Source organism: Streptohalobacillus salinus (genome assembly GCF_003201605.1).
Classification (GTDB): domain Bacteria; phylum Bacillota; class Bacilli; order Bacillales; family Amphibacillaceae; genus Streptohalobacillus; species Streptohalobacillus salinus.
The window spans coordinates 12,379-39,243 of the sequence record NZ_QJJR01000005.1; the positions used below are offsets into that span (position 1 = coordinate 12,379).

General features: G+C 38.8%; 26 protein-coding genes, 1 pseudogene and 2 riboswitches. Of the genes and pseudogenes, 5 read left to right on the forward strand and 22 right to left on the reverse strand.

Features of this window, described 5'->3' with window-relative positions; translation table 11 throughout:
* Positions 1–26 precede the first annotated feature (26 nt).
* Entirely contained in the window at positions 27–251 is a 225-nt protein-coding gene (locus DES38_RS05885; RefSeq protein ID WP_245881967.1) for a NifU family protein, read from the forward strand.
* Positions 252–309: 58 nt separating this feature from the next.
* Here DES38_RS05885 and thrB read toward each other — a convergent pair whose 3' ends face one another.
* From thrB to DES38_RS05900, 3 genes are read right to left on the reverse strand one after another with little or no spacing between them, the layout of a single operon-like run.
* The gene (gene thrB, locus DES38_RS05890; protein WP_110251177.1) at positions 310–1,200 is read right to left on the reverse strand and encodes a homoserine kinase; all 891 of its coding nucleotides are present in this window, start codon (positions 1,198–1,200) and stop codon (positions 310–312) included.
* Complete coding sequence (gene thrC / locus DES38_RS05895; protein ID WP_110251178.1) at positions 1,197–2,258, reverse strand: threonine synthase; 1,062 nt, start codon at positions 2,256–2,258, stop codon at positions 1,197–1,199. Before thrC ends, thrB begins: the two co-directional genes overlap by 4 nt.
* Positions 2,259–2,262: 4 nt before the next feature.
* Positions 2,263–3,558 carry a homoserine dehydrogenase gene (locus DES38_RS05900; protein WP_110251179.1) on the reverse strand — a complete coding sequence of 432 codons (1,296 nt, stop codon included), beginning with the start codon at positions 3,556–3,558 and terminating at the stop codon, positions 2,263–2,265.
* 244 nt (positions 3,559–3,802) lie between these two features.
* Between DES38_RS05900 and DES38_RS05905 the strand changes: the two genes are divergently transcribed.
* The gene (locus DES38_RS05905; RefSeq protein WP_110251180.1) at positions 3,803–4,309 is read left to right on the forward strand and encodes a phosphatidylglycerophosphatase A family protein; all 507 of its coding nucleotides are present in this window, start codon (positions 3,803–3,805) and stop codon (positions 4,307–4,309) included.
* Positions 4,310–4,351: 42 nt separating this feature from the next.
* On the opposite strand, the gene DES38_RS05910 is transcribed toward DES38_RS05905, so the two are convergent.
* From DES38_RS05910 to nadB, 9 genes are all read right to left on the reverse strand, one after another.
* Complete coding sequence (locus DES38_RS05910) at positions 4,352–4,627, reverse strand: YutD family protein (protein ID WP_110251181.1); 276 nt, start codon at positions 4,625–4,627, stop codon at positions 4,352–4,354.
* Positions 4,628–4,899: 272 nt separating this feature from the next.
* Positions 4,900–5,004 carry a methionine/alanine import family NSS transporter small subunit gene (locus DES38_RS05915; RefSeq protein WP_110251182.1) on the reverse strand — a complete coding sequence of 35 codons (105 nt, stop codon included), beginning with the start codon at positions 5,002–5,004 and terminating at the stop codon, positions 4,900–4,902.
* Positions 5,001–6,479 (reverse strand): sodium-dependent transporter, encoded by a 1,479-nt coding sequence (locus tag DES38_RS05920; protein ID WP_110251183.1) that lies wholly within the window; start codon positions 6,477–6,479, stop codon positions 5,001–5,003. Before DES38_RS05920 ends, DES38_RS05915 begins: the two co-directional genes overlap by 4 nt.
* A 255-nt stretch (positions 6,480–6,734) precedes the next feature.
* The gene (locus DES38_RS05925; RefSeq protein ID WP_425450536.1) at positions 6,735–8,291 is read right to left on the reverse strand and encodes a Na+/H+ antiporter NhaC family protein; all 1,557 of its coding nucleotides are present in this window, start codon (positions 8,289–8,291) and stop codon (positions 6,735–6,737) included.
* A 125-nt stretch (positions 8,292–8,416) separates the two neighbouring features.
* Positions 8,417–8,593: riboswitch (Lysine riboswitch) on the reverse strand.
* 187 nt (positions 8,594–8,780) lie between these two features.
* Complete coding sequence (locus tag DES38_RS05930) at positions 8,781–9,860, reverse strand: HD-GYP domain-containing protein (RefSeq protein WP_110251185.1); 1,080 nt, start codon at positions 9,858–9,860, stop codon at positions 8,781–8,783.
* An 81-nt stretch (positions 9,861–9,941) separates the two neighbouring features.
* Complete coding sequence (locus DES38_RS05935) at positions 9,942–11,348, reverse strand: bifunctional metallophosphatase/5'-nucleotidase (RefSeq protein ID WP_110251186.1); 1,407 nt, start codon at positions 11,346–11,348, stop codon at positions 9,942–9,944.
* Between the two features lie 560 nt (positions 11,349–11,908).
* A complete protein-coding gene (gene nadA, locus DES38_RS05940; RefSeq protein WP_110251187.1) occupies positions 11,909–12,997 on the reverse strand; it encodes a quinolinate synthase NadA in 1,089 nt (362 codons plus the stop codon).
* Positions 12,998–13,834: a carboxylating nicotinate-nucleotide diphosphorylase gene (gene nadC, locus DES38_RS05945; protein ID WP_110251188.1), complete on the reverse strand. Its 837-nt coding sequence runs from the start codon at positions 13,832–13,834 to the stop codon at positions 12,998–13,000.
* The gene (gene nadB / locus DES38_RS05950) at positions 13,831–15,321 is read right to left on the reverse strand and encodes an L-aspartate oxidase (protein ID WP_110251189.1); all 1,491 of its coding nucleotides are present in this window, start codon (positions 15,319–15,321) and stop codon (positions 13,831–13,833) included. The genes nadC and nadB overlap by 4 nt, the downstream gene beginning before the upstream one ends.
* Positions 15,322–15,408: 87 nt before the next feature.
* On the opposite strand from nadB, the gene DES38_RS05955 reads away from it, so the two are divergent.
* Positions 15,409–16,530 carry a cysteine desulfurase family protein gene (locus tag DES38_RS05955; RefSeq protein WP_110251190.1) on the forward strand — a complete coding sequence of 374 codons (1,122 nt, stop codon included), beginning with the start codon at positions 15,409–15,411 and terminating at the stop codon, positions 16,528–16,530.
* 248 nt (positions 16,531–16,778) lie between these two features.
* Positions 16,779–16,988, forward strand: coding sequence for a hypothetical protein (locus DES38_RS05960; protein ID WP_110251191.1), 210 nt, complete (start codon positions 16,779–16,781; stop codon positions 16,986–16,988).
* 78 nt (positions 16,989–17,066) lie between these two features.
* Here the strand turns inward: DES38_RS05960 and sufB are convergent, their stop codons facing one another.
* The 9 genes from sufB to DES38_RS06005 form a co-directional block, all read right to left on the reverse strand.
* Positions 17,067–18,464, reverse strand: a complete 1,398-nt coding sequence (gene sufB / locus DES38_RS05965; RefSeq protein WP_110251192.1) for a Fe-S cluster assembly protein SufB — start codon at positions 18,462–18,464, stop codon at positions 17,067–17,069.
* Between the two features lie 33 nt (positions 18,465–18,497).
* Entirely contained in the window at positions 18,498–18,938 is a 441-nt protein-coding gene (gene sufU / locus DES38_RS05970) for a Fe-S cluster assembly sulfur transfer protein SufU (RefSeq protein ID WP_110251193.1), read from the reverse strand.
* On the reverse strand, positions 18,928–20,148 hold the full coding sequence (locus DES38_RS05975) for a cysteine desulfurase (RefSeq protein ID WP_110251194.1): 1,221 nt from the start codon (positions 20,146–20,148) through the stop codon (positions 18,928–18,930). The genes sufU and DES38_RS05975 overlap by 11 nt, the downstream gene beginning before the upstream one ends.
* Complete coding sequence (gene sufD, locus DES38_RS05980) at positions 20,148–21,455, reverse strand: Fe-S cluster assembly protein SufD (RefSeq protein ID WP_110251195.1); 1,308 nt, start codon at positions 21,453–21,455, stop codon at positions 20,148–20,150. The genes DES38_RS05975 and sufD overlap by 1 nt, the downstream gene beginning before the upstream one ends.
* 24 nt (positions 21,456–21,479) lie before the next feature.
* Positions 21,480–22,259, reverse strand: a complete 780-nt coding sequence (sufC, locus tag DES38_RS05985; RefSeq protein WP_110251196.1) for a Fe-S cluster assembly ATPase SufC — start codon at positions 22,257–22,259, stop codon at positions 21,480–21,482.
* Between the two features lie 298 nt (positions 22,260–22,557).
* A complete protein-coding gene (locus DES38_RS05990) occupies positions 22,558–22,746 on the reverse strand; it encodes a YuzK family famiily protein (protein ID WP_110251197.1) in 189 nt (62 codons plus the stop codon).
* 185 nt (positions 22,747–22,931) lie between these two features.
* Positions 22,932–23,744 carry a MetQ/NlpA family ABC transporter substrate-binding protein gene (locus DES38_RS05995; RefSeq protein WP_110251198.1) on the reverse strand — a complete coding sequence of 271 codons (813 nt, stop codon included), beginning with the start codon at positions 23,742–23,744 and terminating at the stop codon, positions 22,932–22,934.
* Positions 23,745–23,789: 45 nt separating this feature from the next.
* On the reverse strand, positions 23,790–24,455 hold the full coding sequence (locus DES38_RS06000) for a methionine ABC transporter permease (RefSeq protein WP_110251199.1): 666 nt from the start codon (positions 24,453–24,455) through the stop codon (positions 23,790–23,792).
* Positions 24,448–25,473, reverse strand: coding sequence for a methionine ABC transporter ATP-binding protein (locus DES38_RS06005; RefSeq protein ID WP_110251200.1), 1,026 nt, complete (start codon positions 25,471–25,473; stop codon positions 24,448–24,450). The genes DES38_RS06000 and DES38_RS06005 overlap by 8 nt, the downstream gene beginning before the upstream one ends.
* Before the next feature lie 158 nt (positions 25,474–25,631).
* Positions 25,632–25,752: riboswitch (SAM riboswitch) on the reverse strand.
* 171 nt (positions 25,753–25,923) lie between these two features.
* On the opposite strand from DES38_RS06005, the gene DES38_RS06010 reads away from it, so the two are divergent.
* Entirely contained in the window at positions 25,924–26,349 is a 426-nt protein-coding gene (locus tag DES38_RS06010; RefSeq protein ID WP_110251201.1) for a TlpA family protein disulfide reductase, read from the forward strand.
* Between the two features lie 134 nt (positions 26,350–26,483).
* On the opposite strand, the pseudogene gcvH reads toward DES38_RS06010, so the two are convergent.
* Positions 26,484–26,858 (reverse strand): annotated as a pseudogene (gene gcvH / locus DES38_RS06015) (glycine cleavage system protein GcvH); the annotation flags it as partial.
* Positions 26,859–26,865 lie beyond the last annotated feature (7 nt).

Consider the following 26,865-nt stretch of genomic DNA (forward strand, 5'->3'; position numbering starts at 1 on the left):
CGAAGGTCAAAGAAAGGAGTAGATGGATGATGCAAGAACAAGTACAAGAAGTTTTAAATAAATTACGTCCATTTTTACTACGTGACGGTGGCGATGTTGAACTTGTCACAGTCGATGATGGTATTGTACGTCTCCGCTTGATGGGCGCCTGTGGTACCTGCCCTAGTTCTACCATTACTTTAAAGGCAGGCATCGAACGTGCACTTATTGCAGAAGTTCCTGGCGTTAAAGAAATTGAACAAATCGTTTAAATATGAGATATAATATAAATAAGACTATATGGGTGAGAACCCATATAGTCTTTTTCGTTTAATAGCCGTCAACAACTTCAAGCCCTTGGTTTGTTGGGTGAAGTGTTAGCCACTCGCATTCACTTAATTGATTTCGCCATTTCTGCATATTTTTCGTCACAACGGCTTCTTCAGCAAGTGCAATCATCGTTGGACCTGCGCCGCTTAAATACACACCATAGACATCATCTTTTAATATTTCTTTCACCTTATCATAATGCGGAATTAACGCTTTGCGGAAAGGTTGATGAAACATCTCTTTTTCCATCATCTTTCCAAGCAAAGGCCAGTTCCCTTGAAACAATGCAGCGGTTGTCACGTTTGCGATACTACTTGCTTGCACAGCATCTCTATGACTAAATTGCTCTGGCAACACTTTTCGTGCATCTTTTGTTTTAAGCTCGAAATCAGGAACGATGGTTACGAATACTAAATTGTTTAAGGGGACTTTCACATAATCAACTTCACCGTCATAATAGCCAATCACACAGCCCCCTAAGATGGCTGGTGCAACATTATCAGGGTGTCCTTCAATTTCTGTCGCTAAGGTTACTTTTGTGTGGTTAGACAAATGCAGGTCGAGTAACAAGTTAGCAAGCTCAATCCCACAGGCAATTGCCGTAGCACTACTACCTAAACCTCTTGCAAGAGGAATATCGCTAAAAAGTTCCACATGACAAGCTGGTAATTCCTCATAACCATATTGTTTTGCGATTTTAAGTGCGATTTGATAAATATAATTATCTTTTCCTTTTGGCACATCTTTCAGATGTGCTGAGTGCGAAACAAATGACCATTTATCTGACGAACTAACTTTAATAAACAAATACATATCTAAAGCAATACCTATCGAATCAAATCCTGCGCCTAAATTAGCAGTCGTTGCAGGTACCTTTATTCGCCAACTCATACCTCGCCACGTTCCAGGATAACTTTCATCACAGCGGCTTCATCATTTTCAAGTACTGTTGGTTTAATGTCGCTATGATCAATCGCTGTATTTGGATCTTTTAATCCGTTGCCAGTAAGCACACAAACGACTTTAGACCCCGATTTGACTTGATTATTTTTTAATGCTTTAAATAAACCAGCGACAGAAGCGTTTGATGCAGGTTCGGCAAAAATACCTTCATTTGCTGCCATCCACTTGTACGCTTCTAGCATCTGTTCATCAGTGATTTCATCGATGGTACCACCAGATTCCTCACGTGCATTTATCGCTTGCTTCCAGCTCGCTGGGTTCCCAATCCGAATCGCTGTTCCAACCGTTTCAGGATTTTCAAAGATGCGATCATGTACAATCGCTGCTGCCCCACTTGCTTCATAGCCCATCATTTTCGGAAGACCTGTTTGTTTCTTTTCATTATATTCTTTAAATCCTTTCCAATAAGCAGTAATATTACCCGCATTACCGACAGGAATGAATAAATAATCAGGTGCTTTACCTAATGCATCGCACACTTCAAAAGCAGCCGTTTTCTGTCCTTCAATCCGATATGGATTTACAGAGTTAACTAGTGTGATGTCGTCACGTTCGCCTAACTTACGGACTATTCGCAAAGCATCATCAAAATTCCCTTTAATCGAGTAAGTTTCGGCACCATACATAACAGCTTGCGCTAATTTCCCTTGAGCAATTTTCCCTTCAGGGATAACGATGATTGAACGTAATCCTGCTTTTGCTGCGTACGCCGAAGCTGCAGCTGATGTATTTCCTGTTGACGCACAAATAACTGTTTTCGAACCCTCTTCGATTGCTTTAGCCATCGCCATTACCATGCCGCGGTCTTTAAATGAACCGGTAGGATTAGCACCTTCTATTTTGGCATATGCCTCAATCCCATATTTTTCAGACAATGTATCTAGCTTTATAAGAGGTGTATTCCCTTCGTGCAACGTTAATGCTGGCGTTTGATCTGTAACAGGTAAAAACTCTTTATACTCACTTAATAATCCTTGCCATACCATAATATTATTCCTCCCCATCGACGCGATAATGACTAATAATCCGGTCGACTACAGCTATTTTTTCTAACGCTTCTAAACTTTTCATCAATTGCGCTTTGCTTATTTTATGTGTAATCATAACAATCTCTGCTCGACCTTCTTCTTCGGTTGCAGGTAATTGTAGGATTTTCGCAAAGCTTACATTATTATCAGTAAAAATGTTTGTGATTTCTTGGAACGCGCCTGCTTGATCTTCTACCTCTAGCCGAATAAAGTGTCGTGAGAATTTTTCGTCTGGCGTTTTTATTTGGCGCTTAAACTGTGGATCGACATAAGTATTCCCACTAATGCCTAGTCTGATGTTACGAATCACTTCCATTAAATCAGATACAACTGCTGTCGCTGTTGGTAGGCTACCTGCACCAGGACCGTAAAACATCGTCTCACCCACCGCATCGCCATAGACATAAACGGCATTAAATTCATTCTTAACATTTGCTAACGGATGATCTTTCGGTAATAGCGTTGGTTCAACCATCACTTCTGCTTTATGATCATGCATCGAAGCAATCCCAATCAATTTAATGGTGTACCCGAGGCTTTTTGCAAAATTGATATCGTCTTGAGTAATTGCAGTAATACCTTTAACTTCTACATCAGCTAGATTCACTTCCATTTTAAATGCCAAGTTAGCAAGTAAGGTCATTTTTCGTGCTGCATCAAGCCCTTCTACATCTGATGTTGGATCAGCTTCTGCAAACCCAAGATCTTGAGCTTCTTTCAACACTTGATCAAATGGTAAGCCTTCGTCGGTCATCTTGGTCATGATAAAGTTTGTCGTACCATTGACAATGCCCATTACCTTTTCAATATGATCGCTTGCAAGTCCATCAACTAGTGTTCTTACAATCGGGATCCCGCCTGCAATACTCGCATCATAAAGAATATCTGTATGGTTTTCTTTCGCCAGTCTTAATAGTTCTTGGCCACTAACAGCCATTAAATCTTTGTTTGCTGTCACGATGTGCTTCTTATTCTTTATCGCACGTTCAAGAAGTTCTTTAGTGTTTTCAACGCCACCCATAACTTCTACTATCACATCAATTGATTCATCATCAATTAAATCATCTGGCTTGTCAGTCAACCAATTTTTTTTAATAATGACATCGCGTGTTTTACTCACATCGTTTACTAAGATTTTAACAATTTCAACTTCACAGCCTAGTTTATGAATAATACGTTCCTTATGGTCATCAAGGACTTTCACCACTCCTGTACCTACAGTCCCTAATCCAAATAATCCCACTCTAATCTTATCCATCTTGTCGCCCCCTTAACTGTATTCTTTTCGTGCACACTTGTTTATCTATAGAGGACATTATACCGTCAGACTCTACTAGTTTCAAGTGTTAAATTCACATAAATTTCTGAAAAAAGAAAAAATCAAAAGATTCTCCGATTAACCCTGTAAACAGTTTATCATATTTCAACACGTTTTTTTATGTTTTATGCTGATTTTTTACGGGTATACTTAATTATTGACTTAAAGATGGGATGGATTACATATGAATAAAAAAACACCAAAACAAAATTTAGAAAAAAAAGCTCGCGATTGGTTAGTAGAACGTGGCGTCACGGTAAAAGACATGGCCGAGCTCGTCTATTACCTACAGTCACCCTATCACGACAACTTAGACATGGAAACATGCACTGAAAACGTCGAAGCCGTATTATCTAAACGTGAAGTTCAAAATGCAATTATTACAGGTATTCAACTAGATATATTAGCTGAAGAAAATAAATTAGAATCACCGCTACAAGAAATCCTTTTATCAGATGAAGGACTTTATGGTGTTGATGAAATTGTCGCTTTATCTATCGTTAATGTTTATGGTTCAATTGGCTTAACAAATTTCGGTTACATTGATAAGCAAAAGCCAGGGATTTTAGAAATGCTAAATGATAAATCAAATGAAAAATGCCATACCTTTTTAGATGATATTGTAGGAGCTATTGCGGCTGCAGCCTCAAGTCGCCTCGCACACAGTGACGTTGAAAATGACCTCGATTAACATCTAAAGGCGTGAATATCAAATGATATTCACGCCTTTTTATTAATCATCAATCCGTTGAACAATAAAATAGCCACAGCCAAAATTGCAATATTCATATAAGTAATCATCAATTGTACTTGCCTTTGTATCAAAAGTCGCCTTGTTGTTTTGATCATCATAGAAGCCTTTTAAACGTAACTGCTCGTATCCCCAATCTCCCACAATGAAATCATATTTGGCTAATATATCACTATAACGGTCAATGAACGCCTGTTCTTGAAAAGCATCGCGATAATCTTCAACTACTTTATAGTTATAACCTTCTATTTGTATCATACTAACCCCTCACTTCTTATCACATCATTATTCCCATTCTATCATATCACTTATGAGTTAGCCATATCAGAATACTTTAATAGCGCGCCCTTCACCAAATCGATTATCGGGGATCGTTTCAACAGAAAGTTTTTCAGTAGTTATAGCTATCTTCATTTTATTCACACTCTTTCAAGTAAGCAATAGGACTCCGCTTAATACTCTTCTACTGAAAACAAAAAAATGCCTTGATTTTTAAAAAAACCAAGGCATTTTATAAATGTATTCGTCAATTAATATTTTCTAGCTACTTTAACAGCATGACTAACACTTGCGATCAAGCCACCCCATATAATAACTATACCAATAACCATCATTGTAATTGCAGAAGCACTCATTTAACTTCCTCCTTTGGCCATTTCTTCAGAGTAAAGATGAAACCAATTGCGATTAACGCAGCAGCAACAATCCACCCATACGAGATTAAAAATGCAGTTGGATACCCTTCATAGTTTTCTGTGAAGTCTGTTCTAAAGTTTTGGACCATCATAAACCCTAAAACAACGGGGGTAATCACACCAAGTGAGAATGACCACCATTTCCCCACGTGAATATCAGAAACATTATTTGCATGTTCTCTTAATGGCTTAAGTTGTCTTAAGAACCAAGCGATAACGACTACTTCAACTAAACCAACCAAAGCAACACCGTAGTTATTAACAAAGTAATCAACCGTATCAAGTAAGAATAGTCCACTTTGATTCGTGTAAACCACAGAAATTACCGCAGATAGGCCGACACCAACAAATACAGCGGTATGACGCTTAATGCTAAACTTCTCTTGTAACGCTGCAATGTAGGTCTCCGAGATTGAAACCATCGATGATAGACCGGCGAGAACTAAGGAACCAAAGAATAAAACACCGAAGAATGAAGACGCAGGCATTTGACTGATGATTTCTGGGAAAACCATAAAGGCTAGGCCAATGCCGCCTCTAACCACTTCAGATACCTCTTGTCCAGATTGTGCGGCCATAAACCCTAGGGCAGAGAAAACACCAATTCCGGCTAACAATTCAAAACTAGAGTTTGCAAATCCAGTAATAAATGCATTATTTGTAATATCAGAATCCTTTGGAAGATAAGATGAAAAAGTAATCATAATCGCAAAGGCAATTGATAAACTGTAAAAGATTTGTCCATAGGCTGCAATCCAGACAGATCCATCAAATATCTTATCCCAGTTCGGCTCGAAGAAAGTGTTTAATCCTTCAGCTGCACCAGGTAACGTTAAGGCACGGATAACGATCAATAGAAAACTGACCATTAGTAATGGAATAAAGATTTTATTAGCAACCTCAATCCCTTTTTTAACGCCACGGAATAAAATTGCAAAAACAATTAACCATACAATACCTAGTGGCAATAATACGTTTGGTACAATCGAGCCAAACTCTCCCGGTGCACTTGCGTTTAAGAAGTCACCAACAAAAAAGGCTTCACTGTCACTACCCCATGCTTCAGTGAATGAAAAATACGTATACATAAGTGCCCAAGCAACAATAATTGGGTAATACGTGTTGATTACGAATGAAATACCAACTTGCCACCAACCAATCCACTCTGATTTCTTATTAAATTTACGAAATGCACGTGGTGCAGAACTTCTGTATTTGTGACCAATCGTGTACTCCAATATTAGTAGTGGAATACCGGCTGTGATAAGTGCAAATAAGTACGGAATAAAAAATGCCCCACCGCCATTCGCATAAGCTGTTGCCGGAAAACGCCAAATATTACCAAGCCCAATTGCAGAACCCATCGCTGCAAGTAAGAACCCTAGACGCGTTCCCCATTGAGATCGTTGTTCCATGTTTCATACTCCCCTTCATTTAGAATAAAAAGAATTTTCTGATTATTGTAAACTAAAATAAAAGATTTCACAAGCTTTATAATCATTGATTCTTTATTCTTTTAATATTTATTTTTTTCTGACATTTACTGAGTATAGCGATAGTTTTTTAAATTGTCAAAGTAAATTTATTTTTTCACCAAATAAAAAGGATGCTATTTTAAAAAAACGTTCTAGAAGTTAAAATTCTCTTCTAGAACGTGGAGTAAAAAATAATTATTTATTTTTTTTAGTAAAGTAGATGACAACCGCTAATACTGTCACAATAACGATACTTGATAGTAGCGAGAAAGCAACAGCTTGTGTTAAGGCAAAGACAAAGTAGCCAGCCATTGATGCAAATGCACTAATAAATGCATATGGTAATTGCGTCAGTACGTGATCAATATGATTAGCGCCTGCGCCGGTTGATGAAAGTATCGATGTATCAGAAATTGGAGAACAGTGATCACCAAATACAGAACCTGCTAAAACAGCTGACATCGCTGGTAAAACAAGCGCTGGATCAACACCAACTGCTACTTGAGCTGCAATCGGCAACATAATTCCAAAGGTTCCCCAAGACGTCCCCGTTGAAAGCGCCATAAATCCAGCAATGACAAATAAAATCAAGGGTAGATAATTTATATCAAATGAAGCCTCTGTTACCAAGTCCGCTAAATAACCACCCGTATCGAGTGTACCAATAATATCACCAATCATCCAAGCCAAGATTAGGATGTAGATGGCTGGAAGCATCGACTCCATTCCTTTGATAAACACATGTCTTCTACTCGTACGTGGTTTTGATTGAACACTAAACAATAAGAAACCTACAATCACCGCTATTAGCCCACCGACAAAGAGCGAGTAATTCACATTGGTATTCGCAAACATATCAAAAATAGTTACTGTTCCTTCAGTTGCTTGATAACCCGTGTAAAGCATCAATGCTACAGTAGCAAAAATCAAAGTAAGAATTGGAACAATCAGATGATACATTCTCCCATCATCATGTGGATCGACCTCTTCTTTGATATCACCTGCCATATTTTCTTTGCCCGGATCAAACAGATGACCCTCATCTTTCGCGCGATTTTCATGTACACGCATGGCCCCAATATTCAAGTTGAAAAAAACAACCAAAAAGACAAGAATAATTGAAGTAAAAGCATACATATTGAGCGGTATCATTCGAATGAATCCCTCGAGCGCTCCGTACTCAATGATTTCGTTAGCTGCAAAAATGCTTCCCATTGTTCCAATTATATAAGCACCCCAGCTTGATATTGGTGAGATAACTGTGATAGGTGCCGATGTCGAGTCAATGATATACGCGAGTTTCGCACGCGAAACTTTTTGACGATCAGTCACTGGTCTAGCTACTTGCCCAACCGCTAGCGCATTAAAATAATCATCAATAAAGATAAGAATCCCTAAGACAGCTGGGACGACTTGGGCACCTCGCCTAGACTTGACATGGCGACTAGCGAATCGACCAAAGGCACGACTCCCGCCAGTTGCAATCATTACCGCAGTGAGCACACCAAGGAGTAATAAAAAGGCAAGCAAATAAATACTTGCATAGTTTAACCCATCATCTGTGTTATAAAAAATATTCAAGAAAACTGTCCATATTTCAACCGTTGTATCAACCACATTAAAATCCTGTAACATTAACGCACCTACAATAATACCGGTGCCTAATGATAAATAAATACGTCTTGTTAATACAACCAATACCAACATTAGTAACGCCGGTATTAATGAATAAATTGATCCAATCACTATCATTTCCTCCTCGATTTTTATATACACTTACCACATTACTCGATTTTAGACATAAAAAAATAGCAACAATAGACAATAACCTATCGCTGCTATTTATCTTGATAAATATGCATGGTGTTATCCTCCGGTCGATCAACAGCCCATCACGTTTTAAAGTCATGACAGTATGACGCTTATTCAGCTGCATACCAGCACTACCATTTGGTCCATGGTCATGCTTCGGCAATTTAACCCTTTCATGATTGATCAACATCTGACCTAACTCACAATCACTACTTTTTTTAAACTGCGCCTCTATCTCATCGATCTGATAAGGTATATTAAATTTTCCTTAGACAGTTTAACAATGATAGAGAAGAATTGCAAGACAGTATCTTTACAATTATTCCATTTATTACTTGAACACACCAAAAAGCATAGCCTCTTTATGCTGACTCCTAAAGGTTAGTTTATTTATCTAACTTTCGGTATTCAGACCATGAGGATATGCTTCTACATTTTATAACCTGTGATTGTGATACTCAACTCTTTTGCCAAGTCTAAGTCATAGGGAGATACAGTTTGACCATTTTCTTGAACCACACGAATGACTGGACGGTTATATAGTTTAGGGTTTTGCCTAACTACAATAGCACGACGGCCATCATTCAGTGCAATCGTAACACCATTCGGATAGACTGCAATTGTGTCTCTGAACACTCTCACCATTTCAGGTTCAAACAACGTGCCACTTCCAGAATATAAAATTTCTAAGCCCTCTTGCGGTAACATGGCATCTCGATAGACACGCTGACTTGTAACGGCGTCGAATACATCAGCTACCCCAAGTATTTTTCCGAACAAATGCATGTCTTTACCTTCGATACCACGAGGGTAACCAGAACCATCAATGCGTTCATGATGTTGATAAGCACAATGAGCAACGAGTAATGGTAAATCAGATGAAGAACGTAAAAACTCAAATCCAAGTTCTGGGTGAGTTTTAACAAGATCAAACTCGAAATCGGTTAATCTTCCCGTCTTTTTTAAAATTTCTTCTGGTAAGAAGACTTTACCAACATCATGGAGCATTGCACCAAGACCTAATTGTCGTGTTTGCTTCCGGGTTAATTTCATTTCATTTGCAAGAGCCACTGCATAAATCGTGACATTAACTGAATGGCTAAATAAATAATCATCACTAATAAATATATCGGACATAATTGATAAAACCTCATCATCACGCTGAATTTGCATGATGATGCTATCAACTAAAGCCGCCATGTTCTCACTTGTTTTATCAAAAAGAAAAGCTTTCTCCTTAAAACCAGCGGATTTATAAGAATGAAAAACGGATTTAACCGTGCGCATTGACTCAATTTTCAATTCTTCTGATACAGGAGAGGTAATAATAATATCTTCAGAAATTGCATCTTTTATATACACAAAAGTCACACCAAGAGCTAAAAGGCGATCTACCATTGCTCTTGTAAGCTTGATGTCTTTTTGAACGAGGATCTGACCACGATCATTATATATCGGTTTGGCTAATTCATGTCCTTCTTCTAAACCTCTAGCTGCAATTAGTCTCATCTATTGTTCCCATCTTTTCCGTTCAATTTAAGTACACTTCAAATCCTATCATTGTTTTCGCATTTTTTCTACTATTTTTGTTTAATCTAAGTCCTTTTCACTATCCGTTGCCAACATAACTCGCAATAAGTCCCGCATAAATTCTGGCATGAAAAAACGTTTTTCTTTGGCACGCGCAATCTGTGGCGCCAAATGACCGAAGGTGAACATATCCGCCGTTGCCAGGCGATACGATTTTTTACGATCAATTGCTTTGCCATTAATATAGATACTTCGGATTAATGGCTCATTGGCTTGTTCATCTTTCAATTCTACTTCAATGCCGTCATATATTAATTTACCCATGACTTTACCCCTAAATCCATATCCGGTAACCGGATAGTGTGTATAAGTTTCTGTTAAACCAGCTCGTATAACTTCAATTAATGCACTTCCTTTAATATTAACTACACAAGGATTAATAGGATGAGGACAAATTCGATGGAGGTCAGCAAGGGTTACAGGACCGGCCGGCAAGGATTCAATTAAAATACCGGCGTTTAGCATGGCTACATCTGCATCGGTCCAAGACCGCAACGTTTCCGTTAATTGTTTAATCACGGGAGTTTCTTTAAACCAATTAACTTCTAATTCCTCATTTAAGTAACAGACGGTCTGATTAAGTAACGCAGCTGTCTTCACTTGATAATCATCAAGCAATGCAACTGTTTCACGATCAAGGCTATCAGCATCTATATCAACTGCGTTCGCTTCTTTGTTGATTAATCGACCTTTTTCATGATCGAAATAAAGACGTATTTGTCCAACATAATGACCAAACTTTCCAACAGCGGTTAAAACACTATTGTTGATACGCTCACCTTCTTTAAACAAATGATGTGTATGTCCACCAATAATGATATCAATTTCTCGAAAGTGATCCGCAATGATCTCATCTTGATCTACTCCTAAGTGAGAAAGCAGAATAATCACATCCGCTTTTGGCCTCACCTCAGTTAAGGTTAATTTCAACACCTTTAATGGATCTAAAGCGTGCCAACCCATCGGATGATAAAAGTTATTAAAAGGAGCGGTCAACCCAATAACAGCGATATTCACCCCACTCTTAGTTGTTATCATTTTATATCTTTTTAACCATGAAGGTGCCACATCATCTTGACTTTCTAGGTTCGCACATACCACATCAAATTTAGCATCATCATATAAATGGAATAAGTCTCCTCGATCGAGGGTAATCCCTTCGTTATTACCAAGTGTAACCACATCATAATTACTCTGATTTAATAAATCAACATTTATTTTTCCAAGTGTGGCTTCTGACATTGGATTGACACGATCAAGGTGATCACCATTATCCAATAAGAAATATTGTTCGTTTTTGTGTTGGTGTTCATTAAATCGATGTTTTAAGTAGTGATTAATTTTCGGCCAATTTTCGAAATGGCTATGTAAGTCACTTGTATAGTACATGTATAATATCTCTTCCATATTCTCCACCCTTTTGTGCTCCCATAGTTTCATAAGAGAATACTCAATTACTTAGTGTTCCAGTGTCACGCTATTGATTATTTCCTTTATTTTAATTTTGTCTTACTCTTCTCTCATAGTATACAAAAAAACGTCTCTCGTCCAATAGTTAGATGGGCAAAAGAAAAGAATATTTGATAATTAGGGAGATGTTCTAGATTGGATAAAGAGATAGATACTTTCCGGGTACATGACATCGCTGAAATTAATTTCACACGTCTTGAAAGAAATTCGAAGAGAACATACGATTGTCGATCATATACAGCAGTGATTTTTTAAAAAAACGCCTAATGGGATTAATATTAATAAGATCAGGCTGTCCAGTAATTGCTATAAATAAGAGGGCTCACGGGAACATAACCTAGAAATCCCATTGTGATTTATATGGAGAGTTGTAAGGGGCAAATAGATAGACAAGCGATTGGCTACCTGCCCGGAATCAATAACGGAGACAAGTAGCCAAGTCACTTCTTTATTAATAGATAAAAACTCTGTACTATTCAAAAAAATCAATGCTTTGGTTAAATAGTAAACATTGTAGAAATTGCTTTTTTCGCATCCTTTCTATTACTGTCGGCAACTTTTATCACATTAATTGGCGTACCGCTCATAATGCTCTCAAGTGTCCAGGCCAAGTGTGGTAAATCAATACGATTCATTGTGATGCATGCACACATCTGTGGATTCAGTGAACGGATGTCTTTATCCGGGTGTTGGTCTTTTAAGCGATTGACCAAGTTCATCTCTGTACCAATCGCAAACTTGCTGCCTGGTTCACTTTGTTCAATCGTTTCAATGATGTATTTTGTAGAGCCATTGAAGTCAGCGGCCTGAACAACATCATAAGAACATTCCGGATGGACAATCACACTGACATCCGGTTCTGTATTCTTTAAATTCTCAATCTGTTTAACAGTAAAATGTTGATGCACCGAACAATGACCTTTCCATAAAATTAACTGAATCATATCGTCCGATTCAGTTGATTCTAGTATTTCTTTAACTGGATCCCATACCGCCATATGTTCAAGTGGTATACCTAGTTCTACAGCTGTATTTCTTCCAAGGTGTTGATCAGGTAAAAAAAGTATGCGTCTGTTTTGTTTAATTGCCCATGCCATGACTTTCTTAGCATTCGATGAAGTGACAGTCGCTCCACCGTGTTTTCCAACAAATGCTTTTATATCTGCCGATGAGTTCACATAAGTAATGGGTAAAATTCCCTCACCAAACCGTTGCGTAAGTATTTCCCAACTTTGTTCTGTTTGGCTTTTTGTTGCCATATCAGCCATGGAGCATCCAGCACGCATATCCGGCAGGACCACACATTGGTGTGGTTTCGCTAATAAATCTGCAGTTTCTGCCATAAAATGCACCCCACAAAAAACAATGTACTTCGCCGTTTTTTCTTTTGAGTAGAGGGCAAGTTGTAATGAATCACCGGTCGCATCAGCAAATTGAATCACATCATCTCGTTGATAGTGGTGACCAGGAATAAATAAATCATCACCGAGTCTCTCTTTAATTTCTTTTATTCTAGCTATCAACACCGCTTCGTCAGCAGTCAAAAACTGTTCAGGTATGGTTGCTTGTTGAAATAATGATAACACTTAAGATTCCTCCTCAATCAGTAAACTAATGTCTAACGCCTTAACAGAATGTGTTAACGCGCCCATTGATATAAAATTAACGCCACACGTCTTATATGTATGTAGATTTTTCAGGGTAATGGTTCCTGATGCTTCCGTTAAAATCGTTTTTGGTACATCAGTTATCCACTCAGCAATTGTACTAGGCGCTAAATTATCAAACATAATCACATCAACATCTGCTTCAATTGCTGCTTTCAATTGTTGCCTCGTTTCAATTTCTACTTCGATCTTTGTTAAGTGTGAAACCTGATTTCGACTTTGGTTAACTGCTTCAGCTAATGAATCAAAACAAGCCAAATGATTTTCTTTTAACATCACCGCGTCATAAAGTGCAAAACGATGATTATGCCCCCCGCCACATGTCACCGCATATTTTTCTAACATCCTCAAACCCGGCGTTGTTTTCCGAGTATCTACGAGCTTTGTTGCTGAATCTTCTAACACTTGAACGGCTTGTTGTGTCGCCGTTGCTATTCCGCTTAAATGGCGAATAAGGTTTAGAATGACGCGTTCTGTTGAAAGAAGCAGCCGATAGGGTGCTCTCACTTCACAAATAACCTCATTAGCGACACAACGATCACCGTCTTGCTTATACCACCTAATCGCATATGGCTCCCCAAACAATTTATAACTTGTCTCAATGATTGTTTTTCCGCAAAACGTACCTGGTGCTTTTACTAAAAAACGTGCGCACCCCTTTTTCGTTTCGGGGATAATGCGGGCTGATAAGTCATCATAGCCAATATCTTCATTAAAAAATTGCTTTAACTGATCTTCAAGTAACAGTTGATTCATCCTTTCACCGCCTGTTCAGCTTCTTGTCGTCTGATTTGATGCGCACCCAGTGAATTTCTTCTGCTTAGTGCGGCAGATAAAACCAAATGGCTAACCAGCAACAATTGTTCAGATTGATAGTCATCTAACGATTTTTCCGGATGATAAATTGATGCTTGCTTAGTCATTGGGTATTGATTAAGTATCTTTTGATAGTGAAGTAGCTCTTTTTCATAGCGTATCACACCTAAATATCGCTCATTGTAACGCTTTAATGCAGCTATTGACAATGATCTCGTTTGCGTTAGCGGATTGACTGGTTCACAGATTATTTTTTGCGGTTTTTCTATAGGTTTTCTACCTTTTAATACTTCTGCCAGATCTTTACCAAAGACCAGTGCTTCAAGTAATGAATTACTCGCCAAGCGATTAGCACCGTGAACACCTGTCGCTGCCACTTCGCCAACTGCAAACAAACCATTAACTGCTGTTTCGTGGTTTGCATCTACCTGTAAACCACCCATTGTAAAATGTGCGCCTGGTTGAACAGGGATCAGTCCTTGTGATAAATCAAGCGCATGTCGCTTCAATAGCCCAGAGATTTGCGGAAACCTTTGGTCAAATTGCTTTACAGGCGTAATATCTAAATAAATTTCTTCACCATTTAACTGCACCTGATAGAGCGCTTGGCTGACCACATCACGAGAAGATAAATCTTTGAGTGGATAATTGTCCAACAATCGTTCCCCTTGACCATTGACTAACACAGCCCCTTCTCCTCGAACTGCCTCAGAAATAAGGAAGGGACGTCCCTTTATTGATGCAAGTGTTGGATGAAACTGAATAAATTCTAAATCTTTAACGTTGGCACCGGCACGGTACCCAAGGGCAATCCCATCCCCCATCAATAATGGATGATTAGAGTGGTTTTCGAATATTCCAGCATAGCCACCCGTCGCAAGTACAACCACATCAGCAATGTATTCTTGCCTCTTAAGTTTTTGATTCACCGTTCTTACACCCACACAGCGACCCGCGACAGTCATTAAGTCAATCACTGTTTGATTTTCTATTATCGTTACGTGCCCTTTTAGGAGGTGATGATAATGCTTGATTAGTCGGCGTCCCGTTTGATCACCACCCGCATGAAGAATTCGGCGGTATTGATGCGCTCCTTCTTTCCCTAAGTGATACCGTCTCCCTGATCGGTCAAATGAAAACCCAGAATCAATCAAGTCATTAATTACAGATTGGGCACCAGCTATGAGCTTCTGCACTTGTTCAACATCATTATGAAACCCACCTGCAATGAGTGTATCATGGATGTGGCTATCTAGATGATCATTCGTTTCAACCACACAAGCGACACCGCCTTGTGCTTTTACCGAATTCCCATGTGTTAGTTTCCCTTTCGTAATCATCGTTATCTGATAATCCATGAAGAGATAGCGAGCAAGCTGACAAGCCGCAAGGCCTGTTCCGATTATTAACAGTTTTTTTCGTTTCATAGTCACCCTACTTTACAGTTGTCTTTACACCTATATTTACATATAATAAAGGAAACAACAACCTATTTCAAGAAGAGAGTGAGAGAAATGATTTATTTGGACCATGCTGCCACAACAAAACCATTAAAAAATGTCTTAGCTACTTATCATCAAATCGCATCCAAACACTTTGCGAATCCATCTAGTCCCCATCACTTAGGCGAATCATCAGAAGACATAATCCTCGCAGCAAAAAAGATTTGGTGCGATTACTTTAATATTCCTGCACACGGCATCATTTTTACGTCTGGGGGAACAGAAAGCAATTATTTACTGATTAAAACCTTACTTTTTCAGCAGCGCCAAAATGAAGCTGTACATATTATTGCGACAACCGTCGAACATGCTTCTCTTTATGAAACATTAAAAATATTAAAGAGAAGATCAGACATTTCAGTAACCTTCCTACAACCAGAAAAAAATGGAAAAATAAGCAGAAATCAATTGGTTCAAGCACTTAAACCCACAACAAAACTCATTACCATTCAAACAACAAACAGCGAAACTGGTATTCAACAAGACATTAAAATGATCGGGGCATTTGCCCAAGAGCACAAGTTATTTTTTCATACAGACGCCGTGCAAGCTTTTGGTAAATGCAATCTAGCGCATATCTTTGATCATGCAGATGCCGTATCAATTTCCGCACATAAAATTCATGGTGTTAAAGGAATCGGAGCCCTTTTAATTAAGCACCCAGAAAATTTAGCAAAACCTTTTTATGCTGGAAGTCAATTTGGGTTTAAACAAGGGACCATCGACCCTGCCCTTATTGCTAGCTTTGCAGTTGCCACCGATGATTATATTAGCCATGAAAAGACACGTCTTGATCAACTCAAAATGTGCCGACGTTATTTTATTGAACAGTTACAAGCAGCTCAATTACCTCTGACAATAATCAATCGTGAAAATGAACAATCACATATCATTGCTTGCCTATGCGACAACGTTTCTGGCGACTTGATTCAACAAGCACTTAATCGCCAACAAATATACGTCTCCACTAAGAGCGCTTGCCAGAGCCATTCATCTGGCCCCCTTCGTTCGTTAGCACCACTATTTGGTGACAATCAGCATCATCATTTTCTCAGAATAAGCTGTGGTTATTTCACGTCATTGGAAGATCTCGATCAGGTGATCAAACTGCTGACTAAGCACTTGCGAAAGTAAATGATTTAGTCTGGGTTATTCACTTGACACACATCTTGTTTACGTTAATCCAGAAGCGCTGGACTAACGGTTTAAAGCAGCTATTGCGAAATCTTCAAGTCTTTCAAGTTGTTTTAAATGGCTAATAGAAAGGATTCTTTTCTGGTTTTATATTCATTTATATGTAAATATATGTTATTCTTTTTACACACTAACCACATGCCCTACTTAATAGGGGGCTTCAAAATTGACAGGAAAGAAGTGATTTAATGAAGAAAGTAATTTTACCGTTGTTAGCCGCTGTCGCCACCATGGTTCTCTTGTTTTGGATAGGCGCTACCTTTGATTTATCTCTGCTTGATTTCTCACTGGTGCTTCACTCACCCGATGACGGAGGATTTAATTTCAATGTCGATATCGCTTTATTACCTATTGCACTTGGTCTAATCACTGGTTTCATCCTCGAGCGTCAATTATAAGCTCTATGCTAAATCTCAATACTTAAAAACCCCGAAACGATGCGTGTACACATCATTTCGGGGTTTTATCATACCAAATTAACCAATGCTGCCTTCCATTTCGAAGGAGATCAATCGATTCATCTCTACCGCATATTCCATCGGTAACTCTTTTGTGAATGGCTCAATAAAGCCCATGACAATCATTTCTGTCGCTTCTTGCTCAGAAATTCCTCGACTCATTAAGTAGAAGAGTTGTTCTTCTGATACTTTTGAAACTTTTGCTTCGTGTTCAAGTGAAATATTTTCGTTTAAGATTTCATTGTATGGAATCGTATCAGATGCTGATTGGTTATCCATAATCAATGTGTCACATTCGATGTTCGAACGTGCACCATCTGCTTTACGACCAAAGTGAACAATCCCGCGATACGATACCTTACCACCTTGTTTTGCGATTGATTTTGAGACAATCGTGGATGATGTATTCGGTGCTAAGTGAATCATTTTCGCTCCTGCATCTTGGTGTTGACCTTTACCCGCAATTGCAATCGACAAGGTCATTCCGCGTGCGCCTTCACCCTTTAAGAGAACGGCTGGATATTTCATCGTTAGTTTGGACCCAATGTTGCCATCAACCCATTCCATCGTTGCATTTGCTCCGGCTGTTGCTCTTTTCGTTACTAAGTTATAGACATTGTTTGCCCAGTTTTGTATGGTTGTGTATCGACAATAGCCATCTTTCTTCACGTAAATTTCAACGACGGCACTATGCAGTGAATTTGTTGTAAAGACTGGTGCTGTACACCCCTCTACATAGTGCACCGATGCACCTTCATCAACAATAATTAACGTCCGTTCGAATTGTCCCATGTTCTCAGAGTTAATTCGGAAGTATGCTTGAAGGGGTGTATCTGTTTTAACTCCTTTAGGTACGTAAATGAACGAACCACCTGACCACACCGCTGAATTTAATGCAGAAAACTTATTATCAGTATAAGGAATTACTTTCCCGAAATATTCTCTAAATAAATCTTCATTTTCTTTAAGCGCTGTGTCCGTGTCTTTGAAGATGATTCCTAAATTGCTCAAGTCTTCTTTCAAACTATGATAAACAACTTCTGATTCATATTGTGCTGAAACCCCTGCTAAATATTTTTGTTCAGCTTCAGGTATCCCTAGCTTATCAAACGTGCGTTTAATTTCTTCAGGTACTTCGTCCCATGAGACTTCAGAGCGTTCAGAAGGCTTAACATAATAAGTGATTTCATCAAAATCAAGTTCTGACAAATCGCCACCCCACTGTGGCATTGGTGTATTATAAAAATGTTTCAGTGCTTTTAAGCGGTAATCTAACATCCACTCTGGTTCATCTTTTATATTTGAAATTTCTCTGACAACTTTTTCTGTTAATCCTTTTTCTGTCCGGAAGATTGATACGTCTTTATCGTGAAAGCCGTATTTGTATTCCCCAACATCAGGTGCATTCTTAGACATAATAGCCCTCCTTTATTTCAAGCTTAAGTCTCTCTATTCATTCTTTTTATCAATTGCTTTCTCCATTGCTTTCCAAGCGAGTGTTGCACATTTTATTCGTGCTGGGAATTTTTGAACACCTTGCAAGGCTTGAATATCACCGAGCTCTAGGTCATCAGTTTCAGGCTCTTGCCCCAGCATCATTTGAGAAAAGTACTGCGCCATTTCAAGCGCTTCATTTACTTGTTTTCCTTTAACTGCCTGAGTCATCATTGATGCCGAAGCTAAACTGATTGAACAACCTTCTCCCTCAAACTTGGCATCAATCACTGTATCATCTTCGATAATGAAATGTAATTGAATCCGGTCCCCGCAAGTTGGGTTGTTCATTTCTAACGTGATCGCATCATCAGCTAATGTACCTTTATTTCTTGGGTTTTTATAATGATCCATAATTACTTGACGATACAAGGTATCTAAATTATTAAAAGACATCACCGAAAAACTCCTTCGCATTTTTAAGTCCTTCTACTAAGCGATCCACATCTTCTGTCGTGTTGTATAAGTAGAAGCTCGCACGGGCAGTAGCTGTAACCTCTAACCATTTCATTAGTGGTTGTGCACAGTGATGACCCGCCCTGACAGCAATACCATAAGAATCAAGAACAGTTGCTGTATCATGTGGATGAACGTCATCTAAATTAAATGTAATTAATCCTGATCGATGCTCTGGTCCATAAATGGTGATACCCCCAAGTGCTCGTAACTGCTTCATTGCATAATCGGTCAACATCGCTACATGTGCTTCAATATAATCATAGCCAACCTCAGTCAAATAGTCGATTGCTGCTTTAAGGCCCACAGCCCCTGCAATAATAGGTGTACCAGCCTCAAACCGCCAAGGCAACTCTTTCCACGTTGAGTCATACAGTTCAACAAAATCAATCATTTCTCCGCCAAATTGAACAGGTTCCATCACTTCTAACAGCTCACGTTTTCCGTATAAAACACCAATACCCGTCGGTCCACACATTTTATGACCACTAAATGCATAGAAATCACAATCTAGCGCTGTCACATTAACGGTCATATGTGGGACTGCTTGCGCCCCATCAACTAACACAACACCACCATGAGCATGGACAATCTTAGTTATATCGGCAATTGGATTGATTGTACCTAACACATTAGACAGATGTGTAATGGCTACAAGTTTCGTCTGCCTGGTCACCGATTGCCTTACTTGTTCAAGACTAATCGTTCCATCTGGTTCCATAGGGATGTAGGATAAGGTTGCTCCTGTCCGTTTTGCTACTTGTTGCCAAGGAATAAGGTTACTATGATGTTCCATTTGGGTGATTAAGATTTCATCACCGGCTTGGATATGCTTATCTGCATAACCCCTAGCGACAAGATTAATCGCTTCAGTAGTACCACGTGTGAAAATAATTTCTTCGGTTTTACTTGCACCAATAAATGATCGAACACTTTCACGTGCCCCCTCATAAGCTTCCGTTGCTCGCGTACCAACAGTATGGACACCACGATGCACGTTTGAATTATCTTGACGGTAATAATCACTGACCGCTTCAATCACTTGGCTTGGTTTTTGTGATGTTGCCGCTGAATCAAGGTATACAAATGGATAGCCATTAACCTCTTGGTCCAAAATTGGGAAGTCCCGACGAATGTCTCTTGCACACATTAATTTACTTTCCTTTCAATAACATCTGTTAGTTGTTCCCGAACAGCTTTGATTGGAATCTCATTTACAACGGGCGCTAAGAAACCATGAATAATGAGACGCTCTGCTTCTTGTTGAGAGATACCGCGGCTCATCAAATAATACAATTGAACTGGGTCTACGCGACCGACTGAAGCAGCGTGTCCTGCTGTTACATCATCTTCGTCAATAAGAAGAATCGGATTCGCATCACCACGCGCATCTTTACTTAACATCAAGACGCGTGATTCTTGTTCTGCATTTGCTTTTGTACCCCCACGTACAATTTTACCAATTCCATGGAAAATAGCCGTTGCTTTATCTTTCATCACACCGTGTTGGAAAATCATTCCGTCTGAATGCTTTCCGTAATTAACTATTTTCGCCGTAAAGTTTTGTATTTGATCGCCACGACCTACTGAGACAGCCTTCGCATAACATACAGACGAATCACCTAGTAAATGCGTAATGTTTTCTGAAATGGTGTTCCCGTCATTCATCTGACCGAGCGCCCACTCGATTTTTGCATCACGCTCTGCTAAACCACGACGATTAATATAAGAGGTCGTTCCATGAGCGAAGTTATCAACCGAACCGAACGAAATCTTTGCATTATCTTTAGCAAAAACTTCAGCTATAACATTCGCCACCGCTTTTGTCTCATCGTGAGTTGCTAGGTAATTTTCAACATAGGTGAGTTCACTATTTTCTTCTGCCACGATGATAACATGATTAAACAAAGCTAAATCTTTTTGATCTTGCCAAAAGATGGCTTGTAGCGGTTCTTCAACCACGACATTTTTTGGAACATAGACAAAGGCTCCACCATTGACTAATGCGGCATGAAGTGCAGTTAATTTGTGCTCATCAATCGTGACGGCATCAGTCATAAAATAGGCTTTTACTAGCTCTGGATGATCTTTTAGTGCTGTGTTTAAATCAGTAAAAATAACGCCGTTGTTCATTAATCCTTCCGTTGCATGTTTATAGATTAAGTGATTATCCTTTAAAATCAATAGGTTTTGTTTTTCCTTAAGATCGACAAACTTTTGAATGTCTGCTGGGAGCTCGGATAAATCATTAATCGCATTACTTTTAACAGCATCATGTTCAAAAGAATCAAAATCCCAGCGTGTAATTCGTGTTTTATCTGGTTTTGGCATGTCTAGTGTTAGAGCTTTCTCAAATCCAGTTAAACGAAATGCTTTCATCCAATCTGGTTCATTATTTTTATCTGAATAAGCTTCAATATAAGCTTTATCGAAGCGTGTAGTTACTTCCGCTGACATATAACCCCTCCTTACTACTTTAACTTATTCTCCTACCGTCTCGTCTTCAATACCAAATTCTTCTTTAATCCATTCATACCCTTCACTTTCTAAACGATCAACAAGTTCCGGTCCACCTGATTTCACAACACGTCCTTGCATCATCACGTGTACGTAATCTGGTGTAACATAGTTAAGTAGGCGCTGATAGTGGGTAATAATTAAGCAACCAAAATTTTCATTCCGTAATTTATTGATTCCTTTCGACACAACTTTTAAAGCATCGATATCGAGTCCAGAATCGATTTCATCAAGTATACCGATGGCTGGTTTTAATAACATTAGCTGCAAAATCTCATTACGTTTCTTTTCGCCACCAGAAAAACCTTCATTAAGATAACGTTGCGACATATTCTTATCCATCTCAAGATAATCCATTGCGTTATCCATTTCTTTAATGAATTTCATCAATGGGATTTCATCGCCTTCTTCACGATGGGCATTAATCGATGAACGCAAGAAGTCTGATGTCGTTACACCACTGATTTCACTCGGGTACTGCATAGCGAGGAATAGCCCCGCTTTTGCACGTTCATCAACTTCCATCTCTAAAACATCCTTACCATCAATTAAGATTTCACCCTTAGTCACTTCATACTTCGGATGCCCCATAATTGCAGATGCTAGTGTTGATTTACCCGTACCATTCGGTCCCATAATGGCATGAAATTCGCCACCTTTTATTGTTAAATCGACACCTTTTAATATCTCTTTACCTTCGATTTCTACATGAAGATTTCTTATTTCTAACGTTGATCCACTCATCTCTATACCTCCAACTTAAATATAGTTTATAATTATTAAGACATGATCGATAAACTCAATCATTCTCACTTTATTCTCATTACAATCTTATACTATTTCAAATCTTATATCAAGATTTTAAGACCATTCAATCCAACTTATTATACCGAAACGTTTAAAAACTAGCTAATTCATGAATTTTTCTTTAAGTTACGCTTATAAAAGTTAACTAAAATAAAACACCCCCTCACCTTATCAGTAATAATCTGATAGATGGGGGGGATCACTTTTTCTCATTTAGTTTATTTAATTGACTGACCTAACGATGAATATCGTGGTCCATCTCTTTCGCTGCTTCCAAACCTCTACGGTGACTTTGTTCACGTTTTTTCTCTACTTCTAAGCGCTTTTCAATATTCATTTCATACTCGCTAAAATTCATTCCATGTGACTGGTGCATCGCCTTTTCCATTTCTGGTGTGTACGTTAAATTTAGCTTTTCAGACATATCTAATTTAGATGTCTCCCTTTTTGTTTTATTTAATACATAAAGTGTAGCATCCGATAGGTATTTAGCCAAACGTCAAATACGAGGCTCTTAAGCGAAATATCCCCAAATATTAAGTTCAGTAAAACTCACGTATCATAAATAGCAAATAGGGACGATTTCTTTTGAAATCGTCCCTATTCCTCTTAGTTAGCGCCGACAGGAACAACCTGACCTTCGTACTGTTCTTCGATAAAGCTTTGAATCTCTTCTGACTGCAGGACTTCAACTAATCGATTTAGATGTTCATCATCCTCATCTTCTGCACGTGCGGCAATAATATTCACATACAATGAGTCTGAATCTTCAACAAAGAGTGCATCATCCGCCGGCGAAAGACCCGCTTCAATCGCATAGTTTGTATTAATAGCAACCAATGTGTCTGACTCATTCTCATAGGCTTCGATTAAGAATTCCGGGTTAACATCTGGTGAAAAGGTTAAGTTTAATGGGTTGTCAATGATATCATCCACAGTAGCCCCAGCTTTATCTACACCTTCCGCTAATGTAATAAAGCCTTGTGCTTCAAATAACGAAAGAATTCGACCATGATCAGGTACATTACGACTGATGATAACTTCTGTGCCTTCTTCAATCTCTTCTACACTTGAAATATCTTTCGAATAGACGCCTAAAGGTTCAATATGAATGCCACCTAAGTTCACTAGATCATATCCGTTATCGTCCATCGAAAGTTCAAAGAACGGAATGTGTTGGAAGTAGTTCGCATCTATTTCTCCGCGTGACAAATCTTCATTTGGTAGTGCATAGTCTGTATACGTTTCAATGGTTAAGGTAATGCCTTCCTCTTCTAAAATCGGCTTCGCTTCTTCAAGTACCTCGGCATGCGGTACAGATGTTGCACCCACTTTAATTTCATTTTCTGCACTATCCTCACTGCATGCTGCTAGAAAACTTACCGACAATAACACAACTAATAACGTTACAATTTTTTTCATTTTGTATTCCCCTTTTCCTTTTTATATTTATATTTAAAAGCCGTATTACCGCTTATCAATCTTTCTCGTTACCGCATCACCAATCGCTTGGAAAATAAACACAATAACTACAATTAAAATCGTACAAATATAAACGATATCCATGTCACGTCTAGTAAAACCATAATAGTAAGCATAGTCGCCAAGTCCGCCGGCTCCAATTGCACCAGCAACTGCTGTGTAGCCAATCAACGCAATAGCGGTAACAGTAAGTCCTGAAACGAGAGCTGGTAGTGATTCGCGTAATAGTACTTTGAAAATAATTGTGCGTGTCTTTGCCCCCATTGCTTTCGCTGCTTCAATTACACCACCATCTACTTCTTTCAAAGCAATCTCGACGAGTCGACCATAAAACGGTGCAGAACCGAGAATTAGCGCGGGTAAGGCTGCCGTTGGCCCCCTAAATGTACCAAAGAGAAAAATCGTAATTGGTAAGATTAAGAAAATAAGAATTATAAAAGGTACTGCTCTAAAAATATTAACAAAGGCTGCTGTGACTAAGTGAACCCACTTGTTTTCCCACAAACCACCTGGCTGAGATAAGTAAATCAATAATCCTAAAATGACACCTAGAATAAGGGTGCCAAGCAGTGCTGCTAGTGTCATATACAGCGTTTCACCTGTCGCGACGACAAGATCTGCCCAGTCAATGTTCGGAAATAAATTAGTCATGCGTGATAACCTCCACTTCTACTGAGGTTTGTTCAATATATTGAATCGCTTCTTGAACCGTAACTTCTTCTCCAACCATTTGTACATAGAGTGATCCATATGCGCCTTCTTGGGTCCGTTTTATATTTCCTTGCAAAATATTCACATCCACCTTAAATTTCTTAGCTACTTCACTGATCAATGCTTGATTTGTATTTTCTTTGATAAACTGTAGTTTTAACACATGACCTTCAGCGACGGTTGCAATAAAACTATCTTCAGCTACCTCATCGTCAGGTTTACCCATGACTTGTTCGACAAACTTTTTCGTTACATTTTTCTTTGGATGTGAAAAGACATCTAAAACCGAGCCTTGCTCAACGATACGACCCGCTTCCATAACCGCAACATTATGACATATTTTCTGAATAACGTGCATTTCATGTGTAATAAGAATAATTGTTAACCCGAGCTGCTTGTTAATGTCTACTAAGAGAGCCAAGATTGAATCTGTTGTTTCTGGATCTAAGGCTGATGTTGCCTCATCACACAGCAACACTTTCGGTCGATTTGCTAAAGCTCTGGCAATACCAACCCGTTGTTTTTGTCCCCCGCTCAGTTGAGACGGGTAACTGGTTTCTTTACCAGATAGACCAACTAAATCAACCAATTCTTGTACGCGTTTTTCAATCTCTTCTTTACTTACACCTGCAATTTCAAGCGGAAAAGCAATATTTTCACTAACTGTACGTGACCACAACAAGTTAAAGTGCTGAAAAATCATCCCGATATTTTGACGTTTAACACGTAAGGCATTTTTCGACAGGCCAGTGATTAACTCCCCTTCAATTTCCACCCGACCACTCGTCGGTTCTTCTAAGCGATTAATCAATCGAATAAAGGTACTCTTTCCCGCTCCACTGTAGCCAATCACACCGAAAATTTCACCTTTTTCTATCGATAAACTGAGTTGGTCTACGGCAACCAATTCTGATGACGCCGTTTTAAAAATTTTAGATAATTGATCAATAACAATCATGTGACTCCCCCATTTCAAAATTCTCTCTTTTAGTATACCTAATCACCCAGTCGATGACTAATGGTAATCCTCTCTTAAAAATTAAGAAAAGCGCCTCCCTGCTCTCTAAATAAGAGAACAAAAAGACGCTGGTATCATAACAGTACCGTGTCGTTGTTCTCTTATCATCCAAAACACTAAGTGTTTTGCAGGAATTGGCACCTTTTTAACTAACATGCGTTGTTAGTTAACGGTTGCCGGGCTTCGCAGGGCCAGTCCCTCCGCCTCTCTTGATAAGAGTCATAACTATTTAATTGGTTAATGGTGATAATAGCACGCTACGTTTGTCATGTCAATCATTTTTCAGGATTTTTTATGCGTGCTATACTAGGGATACTTCAATCACGCTTGACTGAAGTCATCTAGATTCTCGACAAACCCAAACAAAACAAGGATTAAGGACGTGATCACATGAATAAAGCACCCGATTTCACCCTTTCATATATCGATCAACCAGGTACCTATCAATTATCAAAACACCTTGGCAAAGTAATTGTTTTAACTTTTTGGACCTCGTGGTGTCCGGACTGTAGCCATGACCTTCCCCTTAAAGAACGACTTTATCAAGCTAGCACAAACGAAGCCATTGTATTTATCACTATTAATGTTAGTGGTCGTGAACCTAATCAAGAAGAAGCACGTCGTTACTATCATCAATTCTTAACTCAACCCACACTAGTTGATCACGGTCTTGAGACATACCGGGCCTACAATTGTCTAGGTGTACCTACTACCGTCATTATTGACCAAACAGGCTTCATTATCAAAACATTTTCTGATCAGGCACGCCCTCTGCAAATCATGGAAACACTTGCACCTTTTCTATCAGAAAACTAAACCAATAATCCCTAGCTAGCAGTAACGACAAACACCTCCTTGCTGGGAGGTGTTTGTCGTTACGCTTATTATTTAGTTAAATCAATATCGTTGATTTGTCCAAGGTTTTGACTAATAAACGCTTCATTTATTCCTTTAAGAAAATCTGCATACGCATCTTTTGTCATCATTTTCTCGACATCATCTAAAGAATTTGGCTTTAATACAATTAACCAGCCTGCATCATAAGGTGATGTATTTATCTTTTCCGGTTTATCTTCTAAGGTTTCATTCACCTCAATAATTTCTCCGCTAATTGGTAAATATAGTTCAGAAACTGTCTTAATCGACTCCACATTACCAAAACTGTCTTCTGCCTTTAGTTTTTCACCAACCTCATTGATTTCAACAAAGACGACGTCACCTAATTCATCTTGAGCATAATCCGTGACACCAATTCGTACTTGATTGCTTTCAATACTTAACCATATGTGTTCATCCGTATAATAATATGTTTCTGGTAATGCCATATTTGAT

What these genes read in the sequence shown, in the direction of transcription:
- DES38_RS05885 (WP_245881967.1), top strand. Translation starts at nt 27, where the DNA reads ATGATGCAAGAACAAGTACAAGAAGTTTTAAATAAATTACGTCCATTT.
- thrB (WP_110251177.1), bottom strand. Translation starts at nt 1,200, where the DNA reads ATGAGTTGGCGAATAAAGGTACCTGCAACGACTGCTAATTTAGGCGCA.
- thrC (WP_110251178.1), bottom strand. Translation starts at nt 2,258, where the DNA reads ATGGTATGGCAAGGATTATTAAGTGAGTATAAAGAGTTTTTACCTGTT.
- DES38_RS05900 (WP_110251179.1), bottom strand. Translation starts at nt 3,558, where the DNA reads ATGGATAAGATTAGAGTGGGATTATTTGGATTAGGGACTGTAGGTACA.
- DES38_RS05905 (WP_110251180.1), top strand. Translation starts at nt 3,803, where the DNA reads ATGAATAAAAAAACACCAAAACAAAATTTAGAAAAAAAAGCTCGCGAT.
- DES38_RS05910 (WP_110251181.1), bottom strand. Translation starts at nt 4,627, where the DNA reads ATGATACAAATAGAAGGTTATAACTATAAAGTAGTTGAAGATTATCGC.
- DES38_RS05915 (WP_110251182.1), bottom strand. Translation starts at nt 5,004, where the DNA reads ATGAGTGCTTCTGCAATTACAATGATGGTTATTGGTATAGTTATTATA.
- DES38_RS05920 (WP_110251183.1), bottom strand. Translation starts at nt 6,479, where the DNA reads ATGGAACAACGATCTCAATGGGGAACGCGTCTAGGGTTCTTACTTGCA.
- DES38_RS05925 (WP_425450536.1), bottom strand. Translation starts at nt 8,291, where the DNA reads ATGATAGTGATTGGATCAATTTATTCATTAATACCGGCGTTACTAATG.
- DES38_RS05930 (WP_110251185.1), bottom strand. Translation starts at nt 9,860, where the DNA reads ATGAGACTAATTGCAGCTAGAGGTTTAGAAGAAGGACATGAATTAGCC.
- DES38_RS05935 (WP_110251186.1), bottom strand. Translation starts at nt 11,348, where the DNA reads ATGGAAGAGATATTATACATGTACTATACAAGTGACTTACATAGCCAT.
- nadC (WP_110251188.1), bottom strand. Translation starts at nt 13,834, where the DNA reads ATGAATCAACTGTTACTTGAAGATCAGTTAAAGCAATTTTTTAATGAA.
- nadB (WP_110251189.1), bottom strand. Translation starts at nt 15,321, where the DNA reads ATGAAACGAAAAAAACTGTTAATAATCGGAACAGGCCTTGCGGCTTGT.
- DES38_RS05955 (WP_110251190.1), top strand. Translation starts at nt 15,409, where the DNA reads ATGATTTATTTGGACCATGCTGCCACAACAAAACCATTAAAAAATGTC.
- DES38_RS05960 (WP_110251191.1), top strand. Translation starts at nt 16,779, where the DNA reads ATGAAGAAAGTAATTTTACCGTTGTTAGCCGCTGTCGCCACCATGGTT.
- sufB (WP_110251192.1), bottom strand. Translation starts at nt 18,464, where the DNA reads ATGTCTAAGAATGCACCTGATGTTGGGGAATACAAATACGGCTTTCAC.
- sufU (WP_110251193.1), bottom strand. Translation starts at nt 18,938, where the DNA reads ATGTCTTTTAATAATTTAGATACCTTGTATCGTCAAGTAATTATGGAT.
- DES38_RS05975 (WP_110251194.1), bottom strand. Translation starts at nt 20,148, where the DNA reads ATGTGTGCAAGAGACATTCGTCGGGACTTCCCAATTTTGGACCAAGAG.
- sufD (WP_110251195.1), bottom strand. Translation starts at nt 21,455, where the DNA reads ATGTCAGCGGAAGTAACTACACGCTTCGATAAAGCTTATATTGAAGCT.
- sufC (WP_110251196.1), bottom strand. Translation starts at nt 22,259, where the DNA reads ATGAGTGGATCAACGTTAGAAATAAGAAATCTTCATGTAGAAATCGAA.
- DES38_RS05990 (WP_110251197.1), bottom strand. Translation starts at nt 22,746, where the DNA reads ATGTCTGAAAAGCTAAATTTAACGTACACACCAGAAATGGAAAAGGCG.
- DES38_RS05995 (WP_110251198.1), bottom strand. Translation starts at nt 23,744, where the DNA reads ATGAAAAAAATTGTAACGTTATTAGTTGTGTTATTGTCGGTAAGTTTT.
- DES38_RS06000 (WP_110251199.1), bottom strand. Translation starts at nt 24,455, where the DNA reads ATGACTAATTTATTTCCGAACATTGACTGGGCAGATCTTGTCGTCGCG.
- DES38_RS06005 (WP_110251200.1), bottom strand. Translation starts at nt 25,473, where the DNA reads ATGATTGTTATTGATCAATTATCTAAAATTTTTAAAACGGCGTCATCA.
- DES38_RS06010 (WP_110251201.1), top strand. Translation starts at nt 25,924, where the DNA reads ATGAATAAAGCACCCGATTTCACCCTTTCATATATCGATCAACCAGGT.